Source organism: Streptomyces sp. NPDC058662 (assembly GCF_042716255.1).
In the GTDB taxonomy this organism is placed as follows: Bacteria; Actinomycetota; Actinomycetes; order Streptomycetales; family Streptomycetaceae; genus Streptomyces.
Genome location: NZ_JBHXRU010000120.1, coordinates 1 through 17,299, shown reverse-complemented (window position 1 = coordinate 17,299; position 17,299 = coordinate 1). Strand labels below are relative to the sequence as shown.

Below are 17,299 nucleotides of genomic sequence, written 5' to 3'. Positions count from 1 at the left end.
CGGCGGGGGCGCGGGCCGCCGCCCCCCGCCTGGTCCGAACGCGGGGGTGCCACGATCCTGCTCGACCCGCGCACCGCCCGCCGGGCCGCCCCGCGGGAAGCGCCGCCGCTGTTCGCCGCCCCCGGCCCGCCGACGGACCGCCCGGCCGTCCAGGACCCCGGCCCGGCCCGCGACGGCGGGCTCGCCGCCTACCTGATCGACCCGGACGGGGAGAGGGCTCCCGTCCTGCTCCACAGCGAGGAAGGAGCCGCGTCGCTGCGCGTGTGCGACACCAGCGCGGACGGCCGCCTCGCGCTCGTGCGCCGCGGCCCCCGCGGCCACCGGGAGGGCCTCGTACTCGACACCGCGTCCGGTCGCACCGCCCTCGCGCTGCGCGTCGCCGACGGGGACCCCTGGATCGGCCGGTTCTCCGCCGACGCCCGGACCCTGTGGCTGCGCAGCGACCTGGACCGCGAGTTCGCGGCCCTCCTGCGGGTACGCCTCGACGAGGACGGCCGCGGTCAGGGGGTCTCGGTCGCGGCCGAGCGCGACCGCTGCGCGCTCGACCTGCTGGGCGTACCGGACCATGGCCGCTGGGCCGTCCTCGCCTGGAACGTGCACGGCGCGACGGAGCTGGAGAGCGTGGGGCTCCCCCTCGCCCCCGCGGACGGCGAGGTCGGGCCGCGGCACCACCCCGTCCTGCCCCACGAGGTGGTGACCCGCATCGCGCCGGTGGAGCGCGGCGGACTGTTCGCCGCCCTCTCGGGATCCCGCCGGCGGCCGGGCATCTGGGAACTCGACGCGGGCCTCGTGCCCGCGCGGGCCCCCTGGTCGGCCCGCGACGAGGACGCGGTCCCGCCGGGGCGCCCCCCGGTGCGCCCCGTGCCCCTGCGCTGCGAGGCCCGCGACGGGCTGGTGCTCGGGGGCTGGTACTACAGGGCGCCGGGCCGGGCCGCGGGCAGGCCGGCCCCCTGCGTGATCCACCTGCACGGCGGACCGGAGGAACAGGAGCGGCCGGTGTTCAACCCGCTCTACCACGAGCTCCTCGGCCGGGGCCTGGACGTGTTCGCCCCCGATGTCCGCGGGTCGTCCGGCTGGGGGCGGTCCTTCGTGGACGCCGACCTCGGGGCCGGCCGGTTCGCGGCGATCGAGGACGTCGCCGACTGCGCGGCCCACGTGGTCGCGCTCGGCTACGCCGACCCCCGGCGGCTCGGGGTGATGGGCCGCTCGTACGGCGGCTACCTCACCATGGCCTGCCTGGTGTGGCACCCGGACCTCTTCCGCGCCGGGGTCGCCGTCTGCGGGATGTCGGACTTCGCCACCTTCTTCGCCGGTACGGAACCCTGGATCGCGCAGTCCGCCGCCGCCAAGTACGGCCACCCCGAGCACGACCGGGACCTGCTCCGGGCCCTGTCCCCCATGAGCCGGGTCGACCAACTCCGCGCTCCCGTGCTGGCCGTCCACGGCGAGCACGACACCAACGTGCCGCCCACGGAGTCGGAGCAGTTCGTCCGCGCCGCCAACGAGCGCGGCGTGCCGGCGCGGCAGCTGACGCTGCTCAACGAGGGCCACGAGTTCCTGCGGGCGGACAACCGGCGCCTCTACCGGCGGACCGCCGCGGACTGGCTCGAACAGCACCTCGGCTGACGTCCGGCCGGGCGGCCCCGCGGCTCGCCCGGCGCCGTCGTGCCGGGCGGCCCCGGCACGACCCACCCGGCACCCAGGCCCGCTCGGCGGCAGGGGCACCGACGCGCTCCCCGCGGCGCGGCGTCACCCGGCCGGCCGACCAGGCGCACCCCGGCCGCTTCGCCCCGCGCCCGGGCGGTACGGGCCCGCGCGGACCGCCGCGCCCCCCGCACCCGGGTGCGGGCTCCCGGGTGCGGCAACAGACTGGTACCGGCCGCACGACCCGCGCCCCGTCCCCGCACCGAGGAGCCCCCGTGACCGAACGGCAGCCGCAGCGCGCTCCATCCGGGCGCGAGATCCGCGTCGCCTCGGTGCCCGCGGGGCACGTGTACGTAAGGCACTGCTCCGCCCCCGAGCCCGACGGCGTACGGCGCCTGCGCGACCCCCGGCCCACCGGGGCGCCCAGCACCTCGCAGCGGTGGTGGCCGCCGGTCATGCTGGACCCCGACTGGGTGAACGCGCACCACGGGGAATTCGACGTCTTCCACCTGCACTTCGGCTTCGACGCCCAGAGCCCGGCCCAGCTGACCGCGCTGGTGGACACCCTCCGCCGGCATGGGAAACCCCTGGTCTACACGGTGCACGACCTCAGAAACCCCCACCAGCCGGACCCCGCCACCCACGACGCCGCCCTCGACGTGGTCATCCCCGCCGCCGACCACCTGGTCACCCTGACCCCCGGCGCCGCACGGACCATCCGCGGCCGCTGGAACCGGACGGCGACCGTGCTGCCCCATCCGCACGTGGTGGAACTGCCCCGGCTCACCCGCCCCCGCCCGCGCCGCGACCGGTTCCGGGTCGGCGTGCACGCCAAGAGCCTGCGGCCCAACATGTCCGTCCTCCCGGTCGTCCGCGTCCTCGCGGACACGGTGGCCGAACTCCCGCGCGCCGAACTCCAGGTCAACGTCCACCGCGAGGTGGCGGACCCCGCCTCCCCGGCCCACGCGCCCGGACTGCTGCGCGACCTCGGGGAGCTCGCGGACCGGGGCCGCCTGACGCTCACCGTCCACGACTACTTCGACGACGACCAGCTCTGGGACTACCTGGAATCCCTGGACCTGTCCGTCCTGCCGTACCTCTTCGGCACCCACTCCGGGTGGCTGGAGGCATGCCACGACCTGGGCACCGCGGTCGCGGCCCCCGACTGCGGCTTCTACGCCGAGCAGCGCCCCTGCCTGACCTACGGGCACACCCAGCACGGCGGCCTGGACGCCGAGTCCCTGCGCGAAGCGGTACGGACCGCGTACGCGCGGGGGGCCGCGCCCCGGGCCACCACGGCGCAGCGCGCACGGGAGCGCGAGGAACTCGCCACCGCCCACCGCGCCCTGTATACGAGCTCGCTTCAATGAGCGGCCTGCGGGTGGCGCTCATCGCGTCCGCGCGATTCCCGATCATCGAACCGTTCGCGGGAGGACTGGAAGCCCACACCTGGGGACTGGCGCACGCCCTGCGCCAGCGCGGCCACCACGTGGAGCTCTTCGCGGCGCCCGGCTCCGACCCGGCACTCGGCGCCCGCGAACTCCCGGTGCGCCGCGTCGTGCTGAGCGCCGCGGCCCGCGCGGACGCCAGTATGCCCAGCACGATGTGGATGGCCGAGCACCACGCCTACCTGGGGCTGATGCTCGAACTCGCCCGGGACGGCGAGCACCGCTTCGACCTCGTGCACAACAACAGCCTGCACTACCTCCCCGTCGCGATGGCCTCGGCGCTGCGCGTCCCGGTGGTGACCACGCTCCACACCCCGCCCACCCCGTGGCTGGAGTCCGCCATCCGGGCCCAGGACACCTGCCCCGTGACGTTCACGGCCGTCAGCCGGTTCACCGCGGGAGCCTGGCGGCCCACCGTGCCCGCCGCACACGTCGTACGCAACGGCATCGACACGGACTTCTGGACACCGGGCCCGGGCGGCGGCGGCCTCGTGTGGTCGGGGCGCCTGGTCCCGGAGAAGGGGCCCCACCACGCGATCGGGGCGGCCCGCGCGGCCGGGGTGCCGCTGCGGATCGCCGGGCCGGTCTCGGACCCGGCCTACTACGAGGACATGATCGTGCCCCTGCTCGGGGACGACGTGCGCTACGTCGGCCACCTGGACCGGCGCGGGCTCGTCGAGCTGATCGGTTCGGCCGCCGCCGCCCTGGTCACCCCCAGCTGGGACGAACCGTACGGGCTGGTGGTCGCCGAGGCACTGGCCTGCGGGACACCCGTGTGCGGGTTCGACCGGGGAGCGCTGTCCGAGATCCTCACCCCGGAGTGCGGCCTCCTGGCCCCGCCGGGGGACGTGGCCGCCCTCGCGGACCTCATCCCGCGCGTCATGCGCCTCGACCGCCGGGCCGCCCGGCGCCGGGCGGAGCACTTCTGCTCGCTCGACCACACGGCCGCCGCCTACACCGACCTGTACCGGGAGGTCGCGCGGTGATCGGCTACTACGCGCACCACCAGGGCCGCGGGCACCTGCACCGCGCCGAGTGCATCGCCGCCCACGTGCGGGGCCCGGTGACCATCCTCTCCTCCCTCCCCCGGCCGCCGTCCTGGGCCGGGGGCTGGGTGTCCCTGCCGCGGGACACGGCGGACAGCCCCGTCGATCCCACGGCTCGCGGGCGCCTGCACTGGGTCCCCGTCCACCACCGGGGGCACCGGGAGCGCATGGGGGCCATCGCCGACTGGATCGGCCGGGAGGTCCCCGCGCTGTTCGTCAGCGACGTATCGGTGGAAGCCGCCACTCTGGCGCGGCTCATGGGCATCCCCGTCGTGGTCGCCGCCATGCGGGGGGACCGGCGCGACGAGGCCCACCGCCTGGCTTACGACCTGGCGGACGCCCTCCTGGCCCCGTGGCCGCAGTCCCTGCCCGAACCGCACTGGCCCACCCCCTGGCATGCCAAGGCCGTGCACACCGGGGGCATCTCCCGCTACGACGGCCGGGCCCGCCCGGCGGGCGGCGGCGACCGCGCCTCGCGCCGGGACGTGGTGGTGATGCTGGGCGCCGGCGGGGCTGACCTCGCCGACGGTCAGCTCCAGGAGGCGGCCCGGGCCACCCCCGGCTGGTCGTGGACCGTCCTCGGCGGGCCGCACGCCGAGTGGACGGAGGATCCCTGGCCGGTGCTGTGCCGGGCGACCGTGGTCGTCACCCACGCCGGACAGAACGCCGTCGCGGAGTGCGCCGCCGCCCGGGTCCCCACCGTGGTCATCCCCCAGGACCGGCCTTACGGGGAGCAGCACGCCACCGCGCGGGCCCTGCGGGCGGGGGGCCTGGCGACCGTACGGGACCACTGGCCGCCCGCGCACGCGTGGGCGGCGCTGCTCGCGGAAGCGGCGGCCCGGCAGGACCGCTGGCAGCACTGGTCGCCCGGGGACGGCGCCGCGAGGGCGGGGCGCATGCTCACCGACCTGGCCCGGCGCGTACCGGGGGGGACCGCGTGCGCGCCGCGGTGATCACCCTCGCCGCGGGACGCCACCCCCATCTCCTCCTGCAGCAGGACGGCCTCGCACGCGGTACGCGCACCCCCGACCACTACGTCGTCGTGTCCATGGCCGATCCCGGGATCCCGGCGCTCCTCGCCGACCGGAGCCCCCGCGCGGACGTCGTCACCCTGCCCCTGGAGGACGGACGCCTCCCGCTGGCCGCCGCGCGCAACGCGGGGGCCGCCCGCGCGCTCGCGGCCGGCGCGGAGCTGCTGGTCTTCCTCGACGTCGACTGCGTCCCCGGCCCGACGCTCCTGGACCGCTACGCCCGGACGGCCGCCGACGGGGCCCTGCTCTGCGGCACCGTCGGCTACCTGCCCCCACCCCCCGCCGGCGGCTACCGGCTCGACGAACTCGCTGGCTCGGCCCCGCCGCACCCGGCCCGCCCCGCACCGGCGGACGGACGAGTCCTGCGCGGGGGAGACCCGCGGCTCTTCTGGTCGCTGTCGTTCGCCGTCACGGCCGGCACCTGGGACCGCGTCGGCGGCTTCTGCGAGGACTACACCGGATACGGGGCCGAGGACACCGACTTCGCCGCCGCCGCGGCCGGGCGCGGAGTGGACCTGTGGTGGGTGGGCGGCGCCCCCGCCTACCACCAGCACCACCCGACACAGCACCCGCCGGTCCAGCACGTCGACGACATCCTCCGCAACGGAGCCGTCTACCGGCGCCGCTGGGGCAGCTGGCCCATGGAGGGCTGGCTGCGGGAGTTCGCGGCGCGCGGGCTGGTGCGGTACGTCCCCGCCACCGACACGTGGTGCCGGGTCGGTTGAGGGCCGGATCAGAGCTCGCCCGGGTCCCGTCGCTCCAGCGGGGTGAGCGCCGGTCCCTGGAGGATCGAGCCGTCGATGCCGAAGCGGGAGCCGTGGCAGGGGCACTCCCAGGTCCGCTCCGCGTTGTTGAAGGCGACGAGGCAGCCCATGTGGGTGCAGACGGCGGACACGGCGTGCAGCTCGCCCGCGTCGTCGCGGTGCACGGCGCAGGGCCGGCCGCCGGCGCGGACCACGGTCCCCTCGCCCGGCGGCAGGCTCCGGACGGGGCCGTTCGAGCCGTCGCCGAGCGCGTCCAGCCGGTCCTTGACGAAGTGCTTGCCGGTGTCCCACTGGGCCTTGAGGAGGGCCGGCGCGGAGCGGAGGGCGGAGCCGAAGCGGCCGGGGTCGTAGATGCCGGACCAGGGCTCGCGCTCGCCTCCGACGAGGGAGGCGATGAGCGTGCCGGCCAGCACCCCGCCCGTCATGCCCCAGCCGGCGAAGCCGGTGGCGACGTAGACGTTGTCGCCCTCCGTGGGCAGCCGGCCGATGAGGGGCAGCGTGTCCGTGGCGCTGTTGTCCTGCGCCGCCCACCGGTGGGTGACGGAGACCCCGGGGAAGCGCCGTTCGGCCCAGGCCTGGAGGCGGGCGTACCCGGCCTCGGTGTCCTCGCCCTCGCCCGGTGTGAACGCCTCCCCGGTGACGACCAGGAGGCGCCCGCCGTCCGCGAGCGGCGCCGTCCGGACGGACCGCTTGCCGCCCTCCTGCGTGATGTACATGCCCTCGGGGTCGAGACGGGCGGGCAGGGGCCCCGCGACGACCAGGTCACGGTGCTGGGTCAGCCGGGTGGCGAGCAGGGCGTGGTCGAAGACGGGGTGGTGCGTGGCCACCACGACGTGCCGGGCCGAGACGGTGGCTCCCGAGTCGGTCGTGAGCCGGCACCTCTCGCCGTCGTCGAGCCGCGTGACGCGGCTGCCCTCGTGGATCCGGCCGCCGCGCGCGACGATGTCGTCCACGAGCCCGCGCAGGTACTTCAGGGGATGGAACTGCGCCTGGTCCTCGACCCGCACCGCGCCCGCGACGGGGAAGGGCAGGCCGGTGCCGGTGACGAACGAGGCCTGGAGACCGGCCGCCCGGGCCGCCTCCGCCTCCGCGCGCAGGGCCTCCACCCCCTCGGGCTCCTCGCAGTACGTGAGAGCCGGGCGCCGCTCCAGCTCGCAGTCGACGCCCAGTTCCGCGGCGGTCTCGACGACGTGCCGCAACGCCGCGCTCTGGGACGCCGCGTACTGGCGGGCCGTGTCCTGTCCGTGCTTGGTCCGCAGGGTGTCGTACACGGCGGTGTGGAGCGCGGTGAGCTTGCCCGTCGTATGGCCGGTGACCCCGCCCGCGAGCCGGTCCGCTTCGAGTACGACCACGTTCAGCCCGGCGCGGGCCAGTTCCCAGGCCGTGCTGAGGCCGACGATGCCGCCCCCGACGACCGCCGCGTCGGCCTCCGTGTCCCCCGCGAGCGGGGCGAAGGACGGGAAGTCCGCCGTCCGCATCCAGTAGGAGCTGCCGGTGTCCAGAAGTCGGTTCATGTCCGGCGACTGCCCACGCCCACCGGCCTGATGCGCGGTCCCGGCGGCGGGACGGGAAAACCCGGCCGTTCCGGTTCGGCGGCACCGCGGGGGGCACGCGCACCGTGAGGGACCGGGCCGCGCCCCCGGGCAGTACGGGGCGCCGCGGCCGCGAGGAGACGAGACAGCACCGTCGGCAAGGAGGCGTCATGAGGGCACTCACATGGCACGGCAAGCGGGACGTACGCGTGGACACCGTGCCCGATCCCGCGATCCGCGACCGCGACGACGTGGTCGTGAAGATCACGACGACCGGTTTGTGCGGCTCGGACCTGCACCTCTACGAGGTCCTCGGCGCCTTTCTCGACCCCGGTGACATCCTGGGCCACGAGCCCATGGGGATCGTCGAGGAAGTGGGGCCCGATGTCACCTCGCTGAAACCGGGGGACCGGGTGGTCATCCCCTTCAACGTGTCCTGCGGGTCGTGCTTCATGTGCGACCGGGGCCTGCAGTCCCAGTGCGAGACGACGCAGGTCCACGAGCACGGCACCGGAGCCTCCCTCTTCGGGTACACGAAGCTCTACGGCCAGGTGCCGGGCGGGCAGGCCGAGTACCTGCGCGTCCCCTTCGGCAACAAGCTCCCCATCCACGTCCCGCACGGGCCGTCCGACGACCGCTTCGTCTACCTCTCCGATGTGCTGCCCACCGCGTGGCAGGCCGTGGAGTACGCGTCCGTGCCGCCTGGCGGCAGCGTCGCCGTCCTCGGGCTCGGCCCCATCGGCGACATGTCCGCCCGCATCGCCGCCCACCGCGGTGCCACCACCGTCATCGGCATCGACCTCGTCCCCGAACGCCTGGAGCGGGCCGCCCGGCGCGGCATCCACACCCTGGACCTCCGGGAGTGCGGCGACGACCTCGTGGACACCGTCCGCGGGCTCACCGGCGGCCGCGGCCCCGACGCCGTGATCGACGCGGTGGGCATGGAGGCCCACGGCAGCCGTGTCGCCGCCACCGCGCAGGGCATGACCACCCTCCTCCCGGACGGCCTCGCCGCGGCCATGATGAAGCGCGCGGGCGTCGACCGGCTCGCCGCGCTCTCCACCGCGATCGACCTCGTCCGCCGGGGCGGCACCGTGTCCATCTCGGGTGTGTACGGGGGCGCGGCCGATCCGCTGCCGCTGCTCACCATGTTCGACAAGCAGCTGCAGGTGCGGATGGGCCAGGCCAACGTCTGGCGCTGGGTCGACGACATCCTCCCCCTCCTCACCGACGGCGGCGACCCCCTGGGCGTCGACGACTTCGCCACGCACCGGCTGCCGCTGGAGCAGGCCCCGGACGCGTACGAGATGTTCCAGAAGAAGCAGGACGGCGCCGTCAAGGTGCTCTTCACGCCCTGACCCCCGCTCGCGGCGGCCTCCTCGACCCGGACGCGGAATCGGCAGGGTTCGTTTCGGTGGAGGGGGTAGGCGACGGTCACGCCCGGCCCCCGCGAGGGCGACGGGCAGGTGCCGTGAGGAGGCGGGTGAGAAACCCCCCGCCTCCGTTTGAGAGCGGACGCTTCCCGGTCATGGGTGAAGCGTCCAGCAGACCGTCCCTGGGAGAAGAGATGACCACCAAGCACACCTCTGCCGCCTCCGAGCCGGGCGAGGACGGCCTGCCGGGGAAGCCGGGGCCGGTGTCCCCGTCCCTGGCCGAGCCGACGCAGCCCACGGAGCCCCTGCCGCCCAAGGCGGACCAGGAAGGACCCGAGACCGTGAGCCCCACCGGGCAGGCCACGGGGGCGGACCAGGCGCGTGCGGCGCAGAGCGGCGCCTACCTGACCACCGCGCAGGGCGCGCGGCTGTACGACACCGACCACTCCCTCAAGGCCGGGGCCCGCGGTCCGGTCCTGCTCCAGGACCACCACCTGCGCGAGAAGATCACCCATTTCGACCACGAGCGGATCCCGGAGCGGGTGGTCCACGCCCGCGGCGCCGCGGCGCACGGAATCTTCCAGGGCTACGGCACGGCGGGCGAGGTGACCAAGGCGGCGTTCCTCGGCAAGGACGTGGAGACGCCGGTGTTCGTGCGCTTCTCCACCGTGCTCGGCTCACGCGGCTCTGCCGACACCGTCCGCGACACCCGCGGCTTCGCGACGAAGTTCTACACCGACGAGGGCACCTTCGACCTGGTCGGCAACAACATCCCGGTGTTCTTCATCCAGGACGCCATCAAGTTCCCCGACATCATCCACGCCGGGAAGCCCCACCCGGACCGCGAGATCCCGCAGGCGCAGAGCGCCCACGACACGTTCTGGGACTTCGTGTCCCTGCACACCGAGGCCACCCACCACACCCTGTGGAACATGTCCGACCGCGGCATCCCGCGCTCCTACCGGATGATGGAGGGCTTCGGCGTCCACACCTTCCGCCTGGTCAACACCGCCGGCGACACCGCGCTGGTGAAGTTCCACTGGAAGCCGAAGCTGGGCGTGCACTCCCTCGTGTGGGAGGAAGCGCAGCTGATCAACGGCATGGACCCCGACTTCCACCGCCGCGACCTCTTCGACGCCATCGAAGCCGGCGCCTTCCCGCAGTGGGAACTGGGCATCCAGGTCTTCCCCGACACCCCCGACCAGACGTTCGAGGGAATCGACCTCCTGGACCCCACGAAGATCGTCCCGGAGGAGCTCGCGCCGGTCCAGCCCATCGGGCTGATGACCCTGAACGCCAACACGAAGAACTACTTCGCCGAGACCGAGCAGGTCGCCTTCCACCCCGGCCACCTCGTGCCGGGCATCGACGTCACCGACGACCCGCTGCTCGCCGGCCGGCTCTTCTCCTACCTCGACACCCAGATCAGCCGGCTCGGCGGCCCCAACTTCGGCCAGATCCCCATCAACCGCCCGCACGCCCCCGTCAACGACATGCTCCGCGACGGCATGCACCAGACCGCCGTGCACACGGGCGTCGCCCCGTACCGGCCCAACAGCCTCGACGGCGGCTGCCCCTTCCTGGCGGGAGCCGACACCAGCGCCTTCATCGAGACACCCGTGCAGGTTCCCGCGGCGAGCAAGGTCCGTGAGGCGCCCGCCTCCTTCTCGGACCACTTCACCCAGCCGCGCCTCTTCTGGCTGAGCATGACCCCGCCCGAACGCGAACACATCATCGCCGCCTACACGTTCGAGCTGAGCAAGTGCTACGAGCAGGCCGTCAAGGAACGCACCCTGCGGGTCCTCGCGAACATCGACCCCGAGCTGTGCGGGCAGGTCGCCGCGGGCCTCGGTCTGCCCGCCCCCGAGGCCACCGAGCCGCTCGTGGCCGTCGACCCCAGCCCCGCCCTCTCCCAGCTGGGCGCGACCTGGCCCACCGACGGCCGCGTGATCGGCATCATCGCCGACGCCTCGGCCGACCTGGACGGCGTACGGACCGCCCGGCAGGCGGTCCTCGACGCCGGCATGCTCCCGCTCGTCATCGCCCCCGCCGGCGGCACCCTGGACGACGGCGGCGACCCGGTCACCGTGCAGCGCACCTTCGCCACCGCCCGCTCCGTCGAGTTCGACGCCCTGCTGTGTGCCGGCGCACCCCAGCCGGGCGCCGACGCCTACGGAGCCCGGGACGCGAAGGCCGGCGCGCCCGGGCCGCAGGGCCCCGACCCCCGCGTCGTCCTCCTGCTGACCGAGGCCTACCGCCACGGGAAGGCCCTCGGCGGCTGGAACGGCGCCGACCGGCTCCTCGAAGCGGTGGGGATCGCCCCGGACGGCCCCGGCCTCGCCCTCGGCCAGGACGGCGCCGAGGTCGTCGAGACCGTCAAGGCCGCCCTGTCCGGGCACCGGGCGTGGGACAGGTTCCCGCCCGCCGGCTGACCCCGACGGACCTGGGACACGGGCCCACCGCGACCGCCACGGCGGTTGCGGTGGGCCCGCCCGCGTGAGCACCCGCCGCCCGCACGACCTCCGATCTGCGGGCGACCGTCCTGCGGGAGCATGCTGGAGGCACGGGCCCGGCTGTGCCGCCGAGTACGGCCCGGGCGCCGCGACACGGGCGGAGGAACAGTGAGCACACGGACACGCGCACAGCCCCTGGCGGGCCGCACGGTGGTGGTCACGGGCGCGGCCCGGGGGGTGGGAGCCGCCCTGGCCCGGGCGTTCGACGCCCGGGGGGCACGGCTCGCCCTGCTGGGCCTGGAGGGACCGCGGCTGGCGGAGGTGGCCGGGACACTCCACCACGACTGCGCCTCCTGGGAGGTCGACGTCACCGACGACGCGGCCATGGCGGACACCGCACGGCGCGTCACCGCCCGCCTCGGGCAGGCCTCCCTGGTGGTCAGCAACGCCGGAGTGGCCGAGGGCGGCCCGTTCGCGGAGTCCGATCCGCAGGTCTGGCGCCGCGTCATCGAGGTCAACCTCGTCGGCAGCGCTGTGACCGCCCGCGCCTTCCTGCCCGACCTTCTCGACACCCGCGGCTACCTCCTGCAGGTCGCCTCACTGGCCGCGATGGGGACGGCTCCGCTGATGAGCGCCTACTGCGCCTCGAAAGCCGGCGTCGAGTCCTTCGCGCACGCGCTGCGCGCCGAACTCGCCCACCGGGGGGTCGGGGTCGGCATCGCCTACATCAACTGGACCGACACCGACATGATCCGCGACGCCGACCGGCACGCCGTGCTGCGGGAGCTGCGTGCCCACATGCCGGCGCCCGCGCGCAAGGTGTACCCGGCCGACCAGGTCGCGGAACGGCTGGCCGCCGCGGCCCAGCGCCGGAAGGCCTCCGTCTACGTGCCGGCCTGGCTGCGCGCGGTCCAGCCCGTACGGGCGTTCCTGCCGCCCGTCGTGACCCGCGTCGCCCGCACCGAACTGCCCCGCCTCGAACGCGCCGTCCCCTTCGAGGCCACGGGCCTGCTCGGCGCCGGCGGCCGCGCCGCCGACGACGGGGCACGGGACCCCGCGTGAAACCGCCCCGGGTCACCGGACGCGTCCGCCGCAGGGCTACCGGTCCGACGGCGGGCGGCCCGACCGCAGCAGTTCCAGCACGGCGCGCTCCACCTCGCCGTGCGTGGCCGGCCGGCCGAAGAGGCCGTCCTCACCCAGCCTGCCCAGGACGGGGGCGATGGTCTTCCCCTCCTCGTAGAGCTCGATGACGCGGGGATCGATGTACGACGCGCGGCAGACCGCCGGGGTGTTTCCCAGGTATTCGCTGACCTCGCGCACGGCGCGGGCCACGACCCTGCCGCGGCGGGCGGGGGAGGCCTCGGCCGTGCCCGCGGACACGGCCAGGGCGACCGCTGCCAGGACCGTGGCGTACCAGGTCCGGAAATCCTTCGCCGTCACGTCCTGACCGGCCCGCTCCCGCAGGTAGGCGTTCAGGTCCTCGGCGCGCACCTCGTGCCACGCCCCGCGCTCCCAGTACGCGAAGAGCCTCGCGCCGGGCTCCCGGCGCCGCAGCAGTGCCCGCACCACTGCATGGGCCTGCTCGTCCACGAGGGCGCGGGTCACCGTCCGGCCCGACTTGGCGGGGTAGTCCAGCCGGATCTCGCTGCTCCGGCAGCAGGCGTGCTCCCGCAGGAGGGTGGTGAGCCCGTAACTCCCGTTGTCACGGGCGTAGCGTTCGCCACCGATCCGCAGGAAGCCCAGGTCCAGCAGCCGGGTCAGGCAGGCCAGCACCCGTACCCGGGTCAGGCCGCGCCCGGCGAGATCGCTCGCCACCCGCTCCCGCAGCCGGGGCAGCGAGCGGGCCACGCGCTGGACGTGCTCGTGCTTGGTGGCGTCCCGCTGCTCCCTGAACACGGGGTGGTAGAGGTACTGTCGCCGCCCGGCCGCGTCCGTCCCCACCGCCTGGACGTGCCCGTTGGGGTACGGGCAGATCCAGACGTCCTGCCAGGCCGGGGGGATCACCAGCGCGCGGACCCGCTGCCGGTCGGCCTCCGGCAGCGGGCAGTCGTCGGTGCCGAGGTAGCGGAATCCCCGGCCGTGGCGCACCCGACGCCAGCCCGCCGACCGGGTGTCGCTGGTCCGCAGCCGCACGGCCCGGGTCACTCGGCGCCGGGGTGCGCCTGCGTGCGCAGGGTCCACGCCTGGCCCGAGCACTCGTAGGGCAGGGGAGGGAACCGGTGTCCCCGGACGTCCGTGCTCTTGCTCCAGAGGTGTTCCTTGCCGCAGTCGCAGGCGTAGATGCCGCTCAGGGGTACGATTTCACCAGGCTTCCACTGGTTCGTCTCGTTCATGCCGGGCGTCTACCCGGCCCGCCCGCCGTCACGCCGCCGGCACGGCCCTCGTCCGGGCACGGGAGGTCGGCGCGAGGAGAGACCGCATGCAGACGTTCCTCCCGTTCCCCTCGTTCGACGCCTCGGCCGCCGTACTGGACGCGCGGCGCCTCGGCAAACAGCGCGTCGAGTCACTGCAGGTCCTGCGCGGCCTGATCGTGCCCGGCTACGGCTGGCGCAGGCATCCGGCAGTGCGGATGTGGACGGGGTACGAGGAGGCGCTGGTCCGGTACGGACTGGACGTCTGCGGGGTGTGGACCGCCGAGGGGCGCGCCGACACCTGCGCCGCCACCCTGGTCGCGGACTTCGGGGCCTGGCTGCACGAGGGAGTGCTGCGGACACAGGAGCAGTTGCCGCGCACACAGGAGCAGTTGGCGGCCGACGGTGACCTGCCGCCGTGGCTGGGCGACCCGGCTTTCCACCTGAGCCACCAGTCGGCGCTGGTGCGCAAGGCTCCGGACCTGTACCGGGAGCGGTTCCCCGACGTACCGGACCACCTGCCGTACGTATGGCCCAGGTCCGACCGGGACCCCGAACCCGCGTCGTGAGCGCGGTGCCCGGGTGGGCGGGGCGGCCCGCCGGGGACGCGCCGGCGCGCTCCACGGTCAGCCCGAGCCGCCCTTCTTGCGCAGCGCGTCCGGCTTGTGGACGGCGGAGCGCCCGGAGTTGTCGCTCTCCACCTCGTACTGCGGGTCCTCGGTGGAGGCGTCGACAGTGCGGCCCGCCGCCCGGGTGCGCTTCGTGATCTTCTTCTTCACGGTGCCCGGGACGGTCTGGCCGTGGCTCTTCCACGAGACCTCGTCGCCCCGGTGCAGTTCCTTGCCGCTGTCCGTGTCCGTGTCCGTGTCCGTGCCCTTGTCCTTCTCCTGGCCCATGGCCGCCTCCGTCGTATCGGTCACCGCGCGGTGCCCGGCCGGGCGCGGGGCCCGGGGCCGGCGTCCGGTCAGTGGCCCAGTGCGTTCTTGAGCTCCTGCTTGGACATCGTCGAACGCCCGTCGATGCCGCGCTGCTTCGCCTCCTGGTAGAGCTCGTCCTTGGTGCGGTCGGAAGAGCCGCCGCCGCCGCGGGACTTCTCGCCGCCGCGCTGCGAGGCCGACTTGCCCTGGGTGGAGCTGCGGCTCGCCGTCCTGCTCTCACCCGACCGGGCGCGTTCCTTGTTCACCGTGCGGGAGGCCATCTCCTCGGCGCGGCCCTCGGACATACCGCGCTTCTCACCCGACTCCTTGATGTGCTCGTACTGGCGTTCCCGCTTGGGGCTGGATCCTCGGGGCATGGCGAAACCCTTCTCGGTAGGTGCGGTGTCAACGCCATGGTGCGGGCAACCCGATCCCGCCGCATCTCGCGCGAGCCGTGTGCCGCGCCCGCCGCCGCCGGGCCGCGGCCGAGGCCGCCCAACGCGGCCCGTGGGACGCCCCGCGATCGGGGCCGCGGGCCGTTTCCGGCACGCGCCCCCGGGCAACTGCGCCGTATGGATCAGATGAAAACGCCCGTACTGGACGCGCTGGCGGCCTACCACGAGATGGGCCAGACCCCGTTCACGCCGCCCGGCCACAAGCAGGGCCGGGGCGCCGACCCCCGTGTGCGGGAGCTGCTCGGCGACGCGGTGTTCCGCAACGACGTCCTCGCCACGAGCGGCCTGGACGACCGGACGTCCTCCCACGGGATCGTGGAGGAGGCGCAGGCCCTGATGGCCGACGCCGTCGGCGCCGACCACGCCTTCTTCTCGACCTGCGGCAGCTCCCTCTCGGTGAAGTCGGCGATGCTGTCCGTCGCCGGCCCGCACGAGAAGCTGCTGGTGGGCCGGGACGCGCACAAGTCCGTCGTATCCGGGCTGATCCTCTCCGGCATCCGGCCCGTCTGGGTGGACCCGCAGTGGGACGCCGAGCTCCACCTCGCCCACCCGCCGTCCGCCGAGGCCTTCGAAGCGGCCTTCGCCGCGCATCCCGACGCCCGCGGCGCGCTGGTGACCACCCCCACCCCGTACGGCACCTGCTCGGACCTGGCCGCGATAGCGGAGGTCTGCCACCGCCGGGGCCGTCCCCTCATCGTCGACGAGGCGTGGGGGGCCCATCTGCCGTTCCACCCCGACCTGCCCACCTGGGCCATGGACGCCGGCGCCGACGTGTGCGTGACCTCCGTCCACAAGATGGGCTCCGGCCTGGAGCAGAGCTCGGTCTTCCACCTCCAGGGCGACCTGGTGAAGCCCGAGGTCCTCAAGAGCCGCGAGGACCTGCTGGGCACCACCAGCCCCTCCGTCCTCGTGTACGCGGCGCTGGACGGCTGGCGCCGGCAGATGGTCGAACACGGCAAGGCGCTCTACGACGACGCCCTCGCCCTCGCCGAGCAGGTGCGCGGACGCGTCGACGCGATCGACGGCATGCGGGCGCACGGCCGCGACGACTTCTGCGGCCCGGGCCTGGCCGCGGACATGGACCCCCTGCAAGTCATCATCGACATCAGCGCGTGGGAGGTCACCGGCTACCGGGCCGCCGACTGGCTGCGCCGCCACCACCGCGTCAACCTCCACGTCGCCGACCACCGCCGCATCAGCGCCCAGCTCACCCATGCCGACGACGAGGCCACGGCCGGGGCGCTGCTGACCGCTCTGACCGACCTGGCCGCCCACGCCCCCGGCCTCCGTACGGGACAGCCCGTCGAGGTCCCCTCGCCGTCCGGGCTCAGGCTGGAGCAGGCGGTCCTGCCCCGGGACGCCTTCTTCGGGCCGACCGAGCAAGTGCCCTGGGAGAAGGCGGAGGGCCGGGTCGCGGCCGAGATGCTCACCCCCTACCCCCCGGGCATCCCCGCCGTGGTGCCCGGCGAGCGCCTCGACAAGGACGTCCTGCGCTACCTGCGCTCCGGGGTGGAAGCGGGCATGGTGGTGCCGGACGCGGTCGACACCACAGCCGCGAGCATCCGGGTCCTGCGCGACGCGTAGCCGCGGCCGGCGGAGCGTGGGCGCCGGGAGGTTCCCCCGATCGGACCTGTGTGCCAGGGGTGAAGCGGGGCATACGCGTGCAGCCTGCAGCCCATCCCGGAGGTCCCCAGATGTCCCGTGTGTCTGCCCTGATCGTCGTCCGCCTCGACGCGGCAGGGGACCGAGTGCCGCTCCCCGCGCGCCTCTCGTACGACGCCGAGGACCCCTACGTGGTGCGTGCGACGTTCTTCGACGGCCACGAGGTCCTGGCCCGCTGGCACTTCGACCGGCAGATGCTCGCCGACGGACTCCGCCGCCCGGTGGGCGACGGGGACGTCCGCTTCGCCCCCCACACGGAGGCCGGAGTGGAGGAAGTCCGCATGGCTCTGCGCGGTCCCAGCGCGGCGGGGCAGGGGCACGCCGTCCTCTTCGTGGACGCCCGCGCCCTCGCGGACTTCCTGGACCGGACGTACGACACCGTCGGCGCCGGCGAGGAGTTCCTCGATGTCGACAGGCTCCTTGCCGAGTTCCTCGCCGGCTGACGACCGAGCGAGGAGCCGCGCCCGGCGGCCAGGGCCCGTATCTGAAAAAAGATGCGCTCCGACCGTTTGCCCCGCCCAGGACCGGCCATACGTGGGGTACGGGAGTCCGCGGCGGTGAGCGGCGCGGACTCCGTGCAGAGGCCCGGCCGCGTGGTGGCATCCCCCCGCCACCGCGCGGCC

Annotated in this window: 16 protein-coding genes; 11 read left to right on the top strand and 5 right to left on the bottom strand. The window is 74.7% G+C overall.

Annotated features, from left to right (window positions below):
- From ACFWUQ_RS28005 to ACFWUQ_RS27985, 5 genes are all read left to right on the top strand, one after another.
- Positions 1–1,626: alpha/beta hydrolase family protein (locus tag ACFWUQ_RS28005; protein ID WP_384543544.1), on the top strand; the 1,626-nt coding region annotated here is incomplete at its 5' end.
- A 293-nt stretch (positions 1,627–1,919) separates the two neighbouring features.
- Positions 1,920–3,014, top strand: coding sequence for a glycosyltransferase family 1 protein (locus ACFWUQ_RS28000; protein ID WP_384543542.1), 1,095 nt, complete (start codon positions 1,920–1,922; stop codon positions 3,012–3,014).
- Positions 3,011–4,078 carry a glycosyltransferase gene (locus ACFWUQ_RS27995; RefSeq protein WP_384543540.1) on the top strand — a complete coding sequence of 356 codons (1,068 nt, stop codon included), beginning with the start codon at positions 3,011–3,013 and terminating at the stop codon, positions 4,076–4,078. Before ACFWUQ_RS28000 ends, ACFWUQ_RS27995 begins: the two co-directional genes overlap by 4 nt.
- On the top strand, positions 4,075–5,091 hold the full coding sequence (locus ACFWUQ_RS27990; RefSeq protein WP_384543538.1) for a glycosyltransferase: 1,017 nt from the start codon (positions 4,075–4,077) through the stop codon (positions 5,089–5,091). The genes ACFWUQ_RS27995 and ACFWUQ_RS27990 overlap by 4 nt, the downstream gene beginning before the upstream one ends.
- Entirely contained in the window at positions 5,076–5,894 is an 819-nt protein-coding gene (locus ACFWUQ_RS27985) for a glycosyltransferase family 2 protein (protein WP_384543536.1), read from the top strand. The genes ACFWUQ_RS27990 and ACFWUQ_RS27985 overlap by 16 nt, the downstream gene beginning before the upstream one ends.
- Before the next feature lie 8 nt (positions 5,895–5,902).
- Here ACFWUQ_RS27985 and ACFWUQ_RS27980 read toward each other — a convergent pair whose 3' ends face one another.
- Entirely contained in the window at positions 5,903–7,447 is a 1,545-nt protein-coding gene (locus ACFWUQ_RS27980) for an FAD-dependent oxidoreductase (RefSeq protein WP_384543534.1), read from the bottom strand.
- A gap of 188 nt (positions 7,448–7,635) precedes the next feature.
- On the opposite strand from ACFWUQ_RS27980, the gene ACFWUQ_RS27975 reads away from it, so the two are divergent.
- The 3 genes from ACFWUQ_RS27975 to ACFWUQ_RS27965 all read left to right on the top strand — a co-directional run bounded on the left by ACFWUQ_RS27975 (position 7,636) and on the right by ACFWUQ_RS27965 (position 12,353).
- The gene (locus ACFWUQ_RS27975) at positions 7,636–8,823 is read left to right on the top strand and encodes a zinc-dependent alcohol dehydrogenase (RefSeq protein ID WP_384543532.1); all 1,188 of its coding nucleotides are present in this window, start codon (positions 7,636–7,638) and stop codon (positions 8,821–8,823) included.
- Positions 8,824–9,032: 209 nt separating this feature from the next.
- Complete coding sequence (locus ACFWUQ_RS27970) at positions 9,033–11,270, top strand: catalase (protein WP_384543530.1); 2,238 nt, start codon at positions 9,033–9,035, stop codon at positions 11,268–11,270.
- Between the two features lie 189 nt (positions 11,271–11,459).
- Positions 11,460–12,353, top strand: a complete 894-nt coding sequence (locus tag ACFWUQ_RS27965; protein ID WP_384543528.1) for an SDR family oxidoreductase — start codon at positions 11,460–11,462, stop codon at positions 12,351–12,353.
- Positions 12,354–12,389: 36 nt separating this feature from the next.
- Here ACFWUQ_RS27965 and ACFWUQ_RS27960 read toward each other — a convergent pair whose 3' ends face one another.
- Both ACFWUQ_RS27960 and ACFWUQ_RS27955 read right to left on the bottom strand, forming a co-directional pair.
- Positions 12,390–13,424 carry a DNA topoisomerase IB gene (locus ACFWUQ_RS27960; RefSeq protein WP_384543548.1) on the bottom strand — a complete coding sequence of 345 codons (1,035 nt, stop codon included), beginning with the start codon at positions 13,422–13,424 and terminating at the stop codon, positions 12,390–12,392.
- Positions 13,425–13,432: 8 nt separating this feature from the next.
- The gene (locus ACFWUQ_RS27955; RefSeq protein ID WP_384543526.1) at positions 13,433–13,624 is read right to left on the bottom strand and encodes a hypothetical protein; all 192 of its coding nucleotides are present in this window, start codon (positions 13,622–13,624) and stop codon (positions 13,433–13,435) included.
- Positions 13,625–13,710: 86 nt separating this feature from the next.
- Between ACFWUQ_RS27955 and ACFWUQ_RS27950 the strand changes: the two genes are divergently transcribed.
- Entirely contained in the window at positions 13,711–14,211 is a 501-nt protein-coding gene (locus tag ACFWUQ_RS27950) for an MSMEG_6728 family protein (protein ID WP_384543524.1), read from the top strand.
- Positions 14,212–14,268: 57 nt separating this feature from the next.
- Here ACFWUQ_RS27950 and ACFWUQ_RS27945 read toward each other — a convergent pair whose 3' ends face one another.
- Both ACFWUQ_RS27945 and ACFWUQ_RS27940 read right to left on the bottom strand, forming a co-directional pair.
- Positions 14,269–14,538, bottom strand: coding sequence for a DUF2945 domain-containing protein (locus tag ACFWUQ_RS27945; protein WP_384543546.1), 270 nt, complete (start codon positions 14,536–14,538; stop codon positions 14,269–14,271).
- Positions 14,539–14,606: 68 nt separating this feature from the next.
- Positions 14,607–14,936: a plasmid stabilization protein gene (locus ACFWUQ_RS27940; RefSeq protein WP_384543522.1), complete on the bottom strand. Its 330-nt coding sequence runs from the start codon at positions 14,934–14,936 to the stop codon at positions 14,607–14,609.
- A gap of 195 nt (positions 14,937–15,131) precedes the next feature.
- Between ACFWUQ_RS27940 and ACFWUQ_RS27935 the strand changes: the two genes are divergently transcribed.
- Positions 15,132–16,598: an aminotransferase class I/II-fold pyridoxal phosphate-dependent enzyme gene (locus ACFWUQ_RS27935; RefSeq protein WP_384543520.1), complete on the top strand. Its 1,467-nt coding sequence runs from the start codon at positions 15,132–15,134 to the stop codon at positions 16,596–16,598.
- A 110-nt stretch (positions 16,599–16,708) separates the two neighbouring features.
- Positions 16,709–17,119: an SsgA family sporulation/cell division regulator gene (locus ACFWUQ_RS27930; RefSeq protein ID WP_384543518.1), complete on the top strand. Its 411-nt coding sequence runs from the start codon at positions 16,709–16,711 to the stop codon at positions 17,117–17,119.
- Positions 17,120–17,299 lie beyond the last annotated feature (180 nt).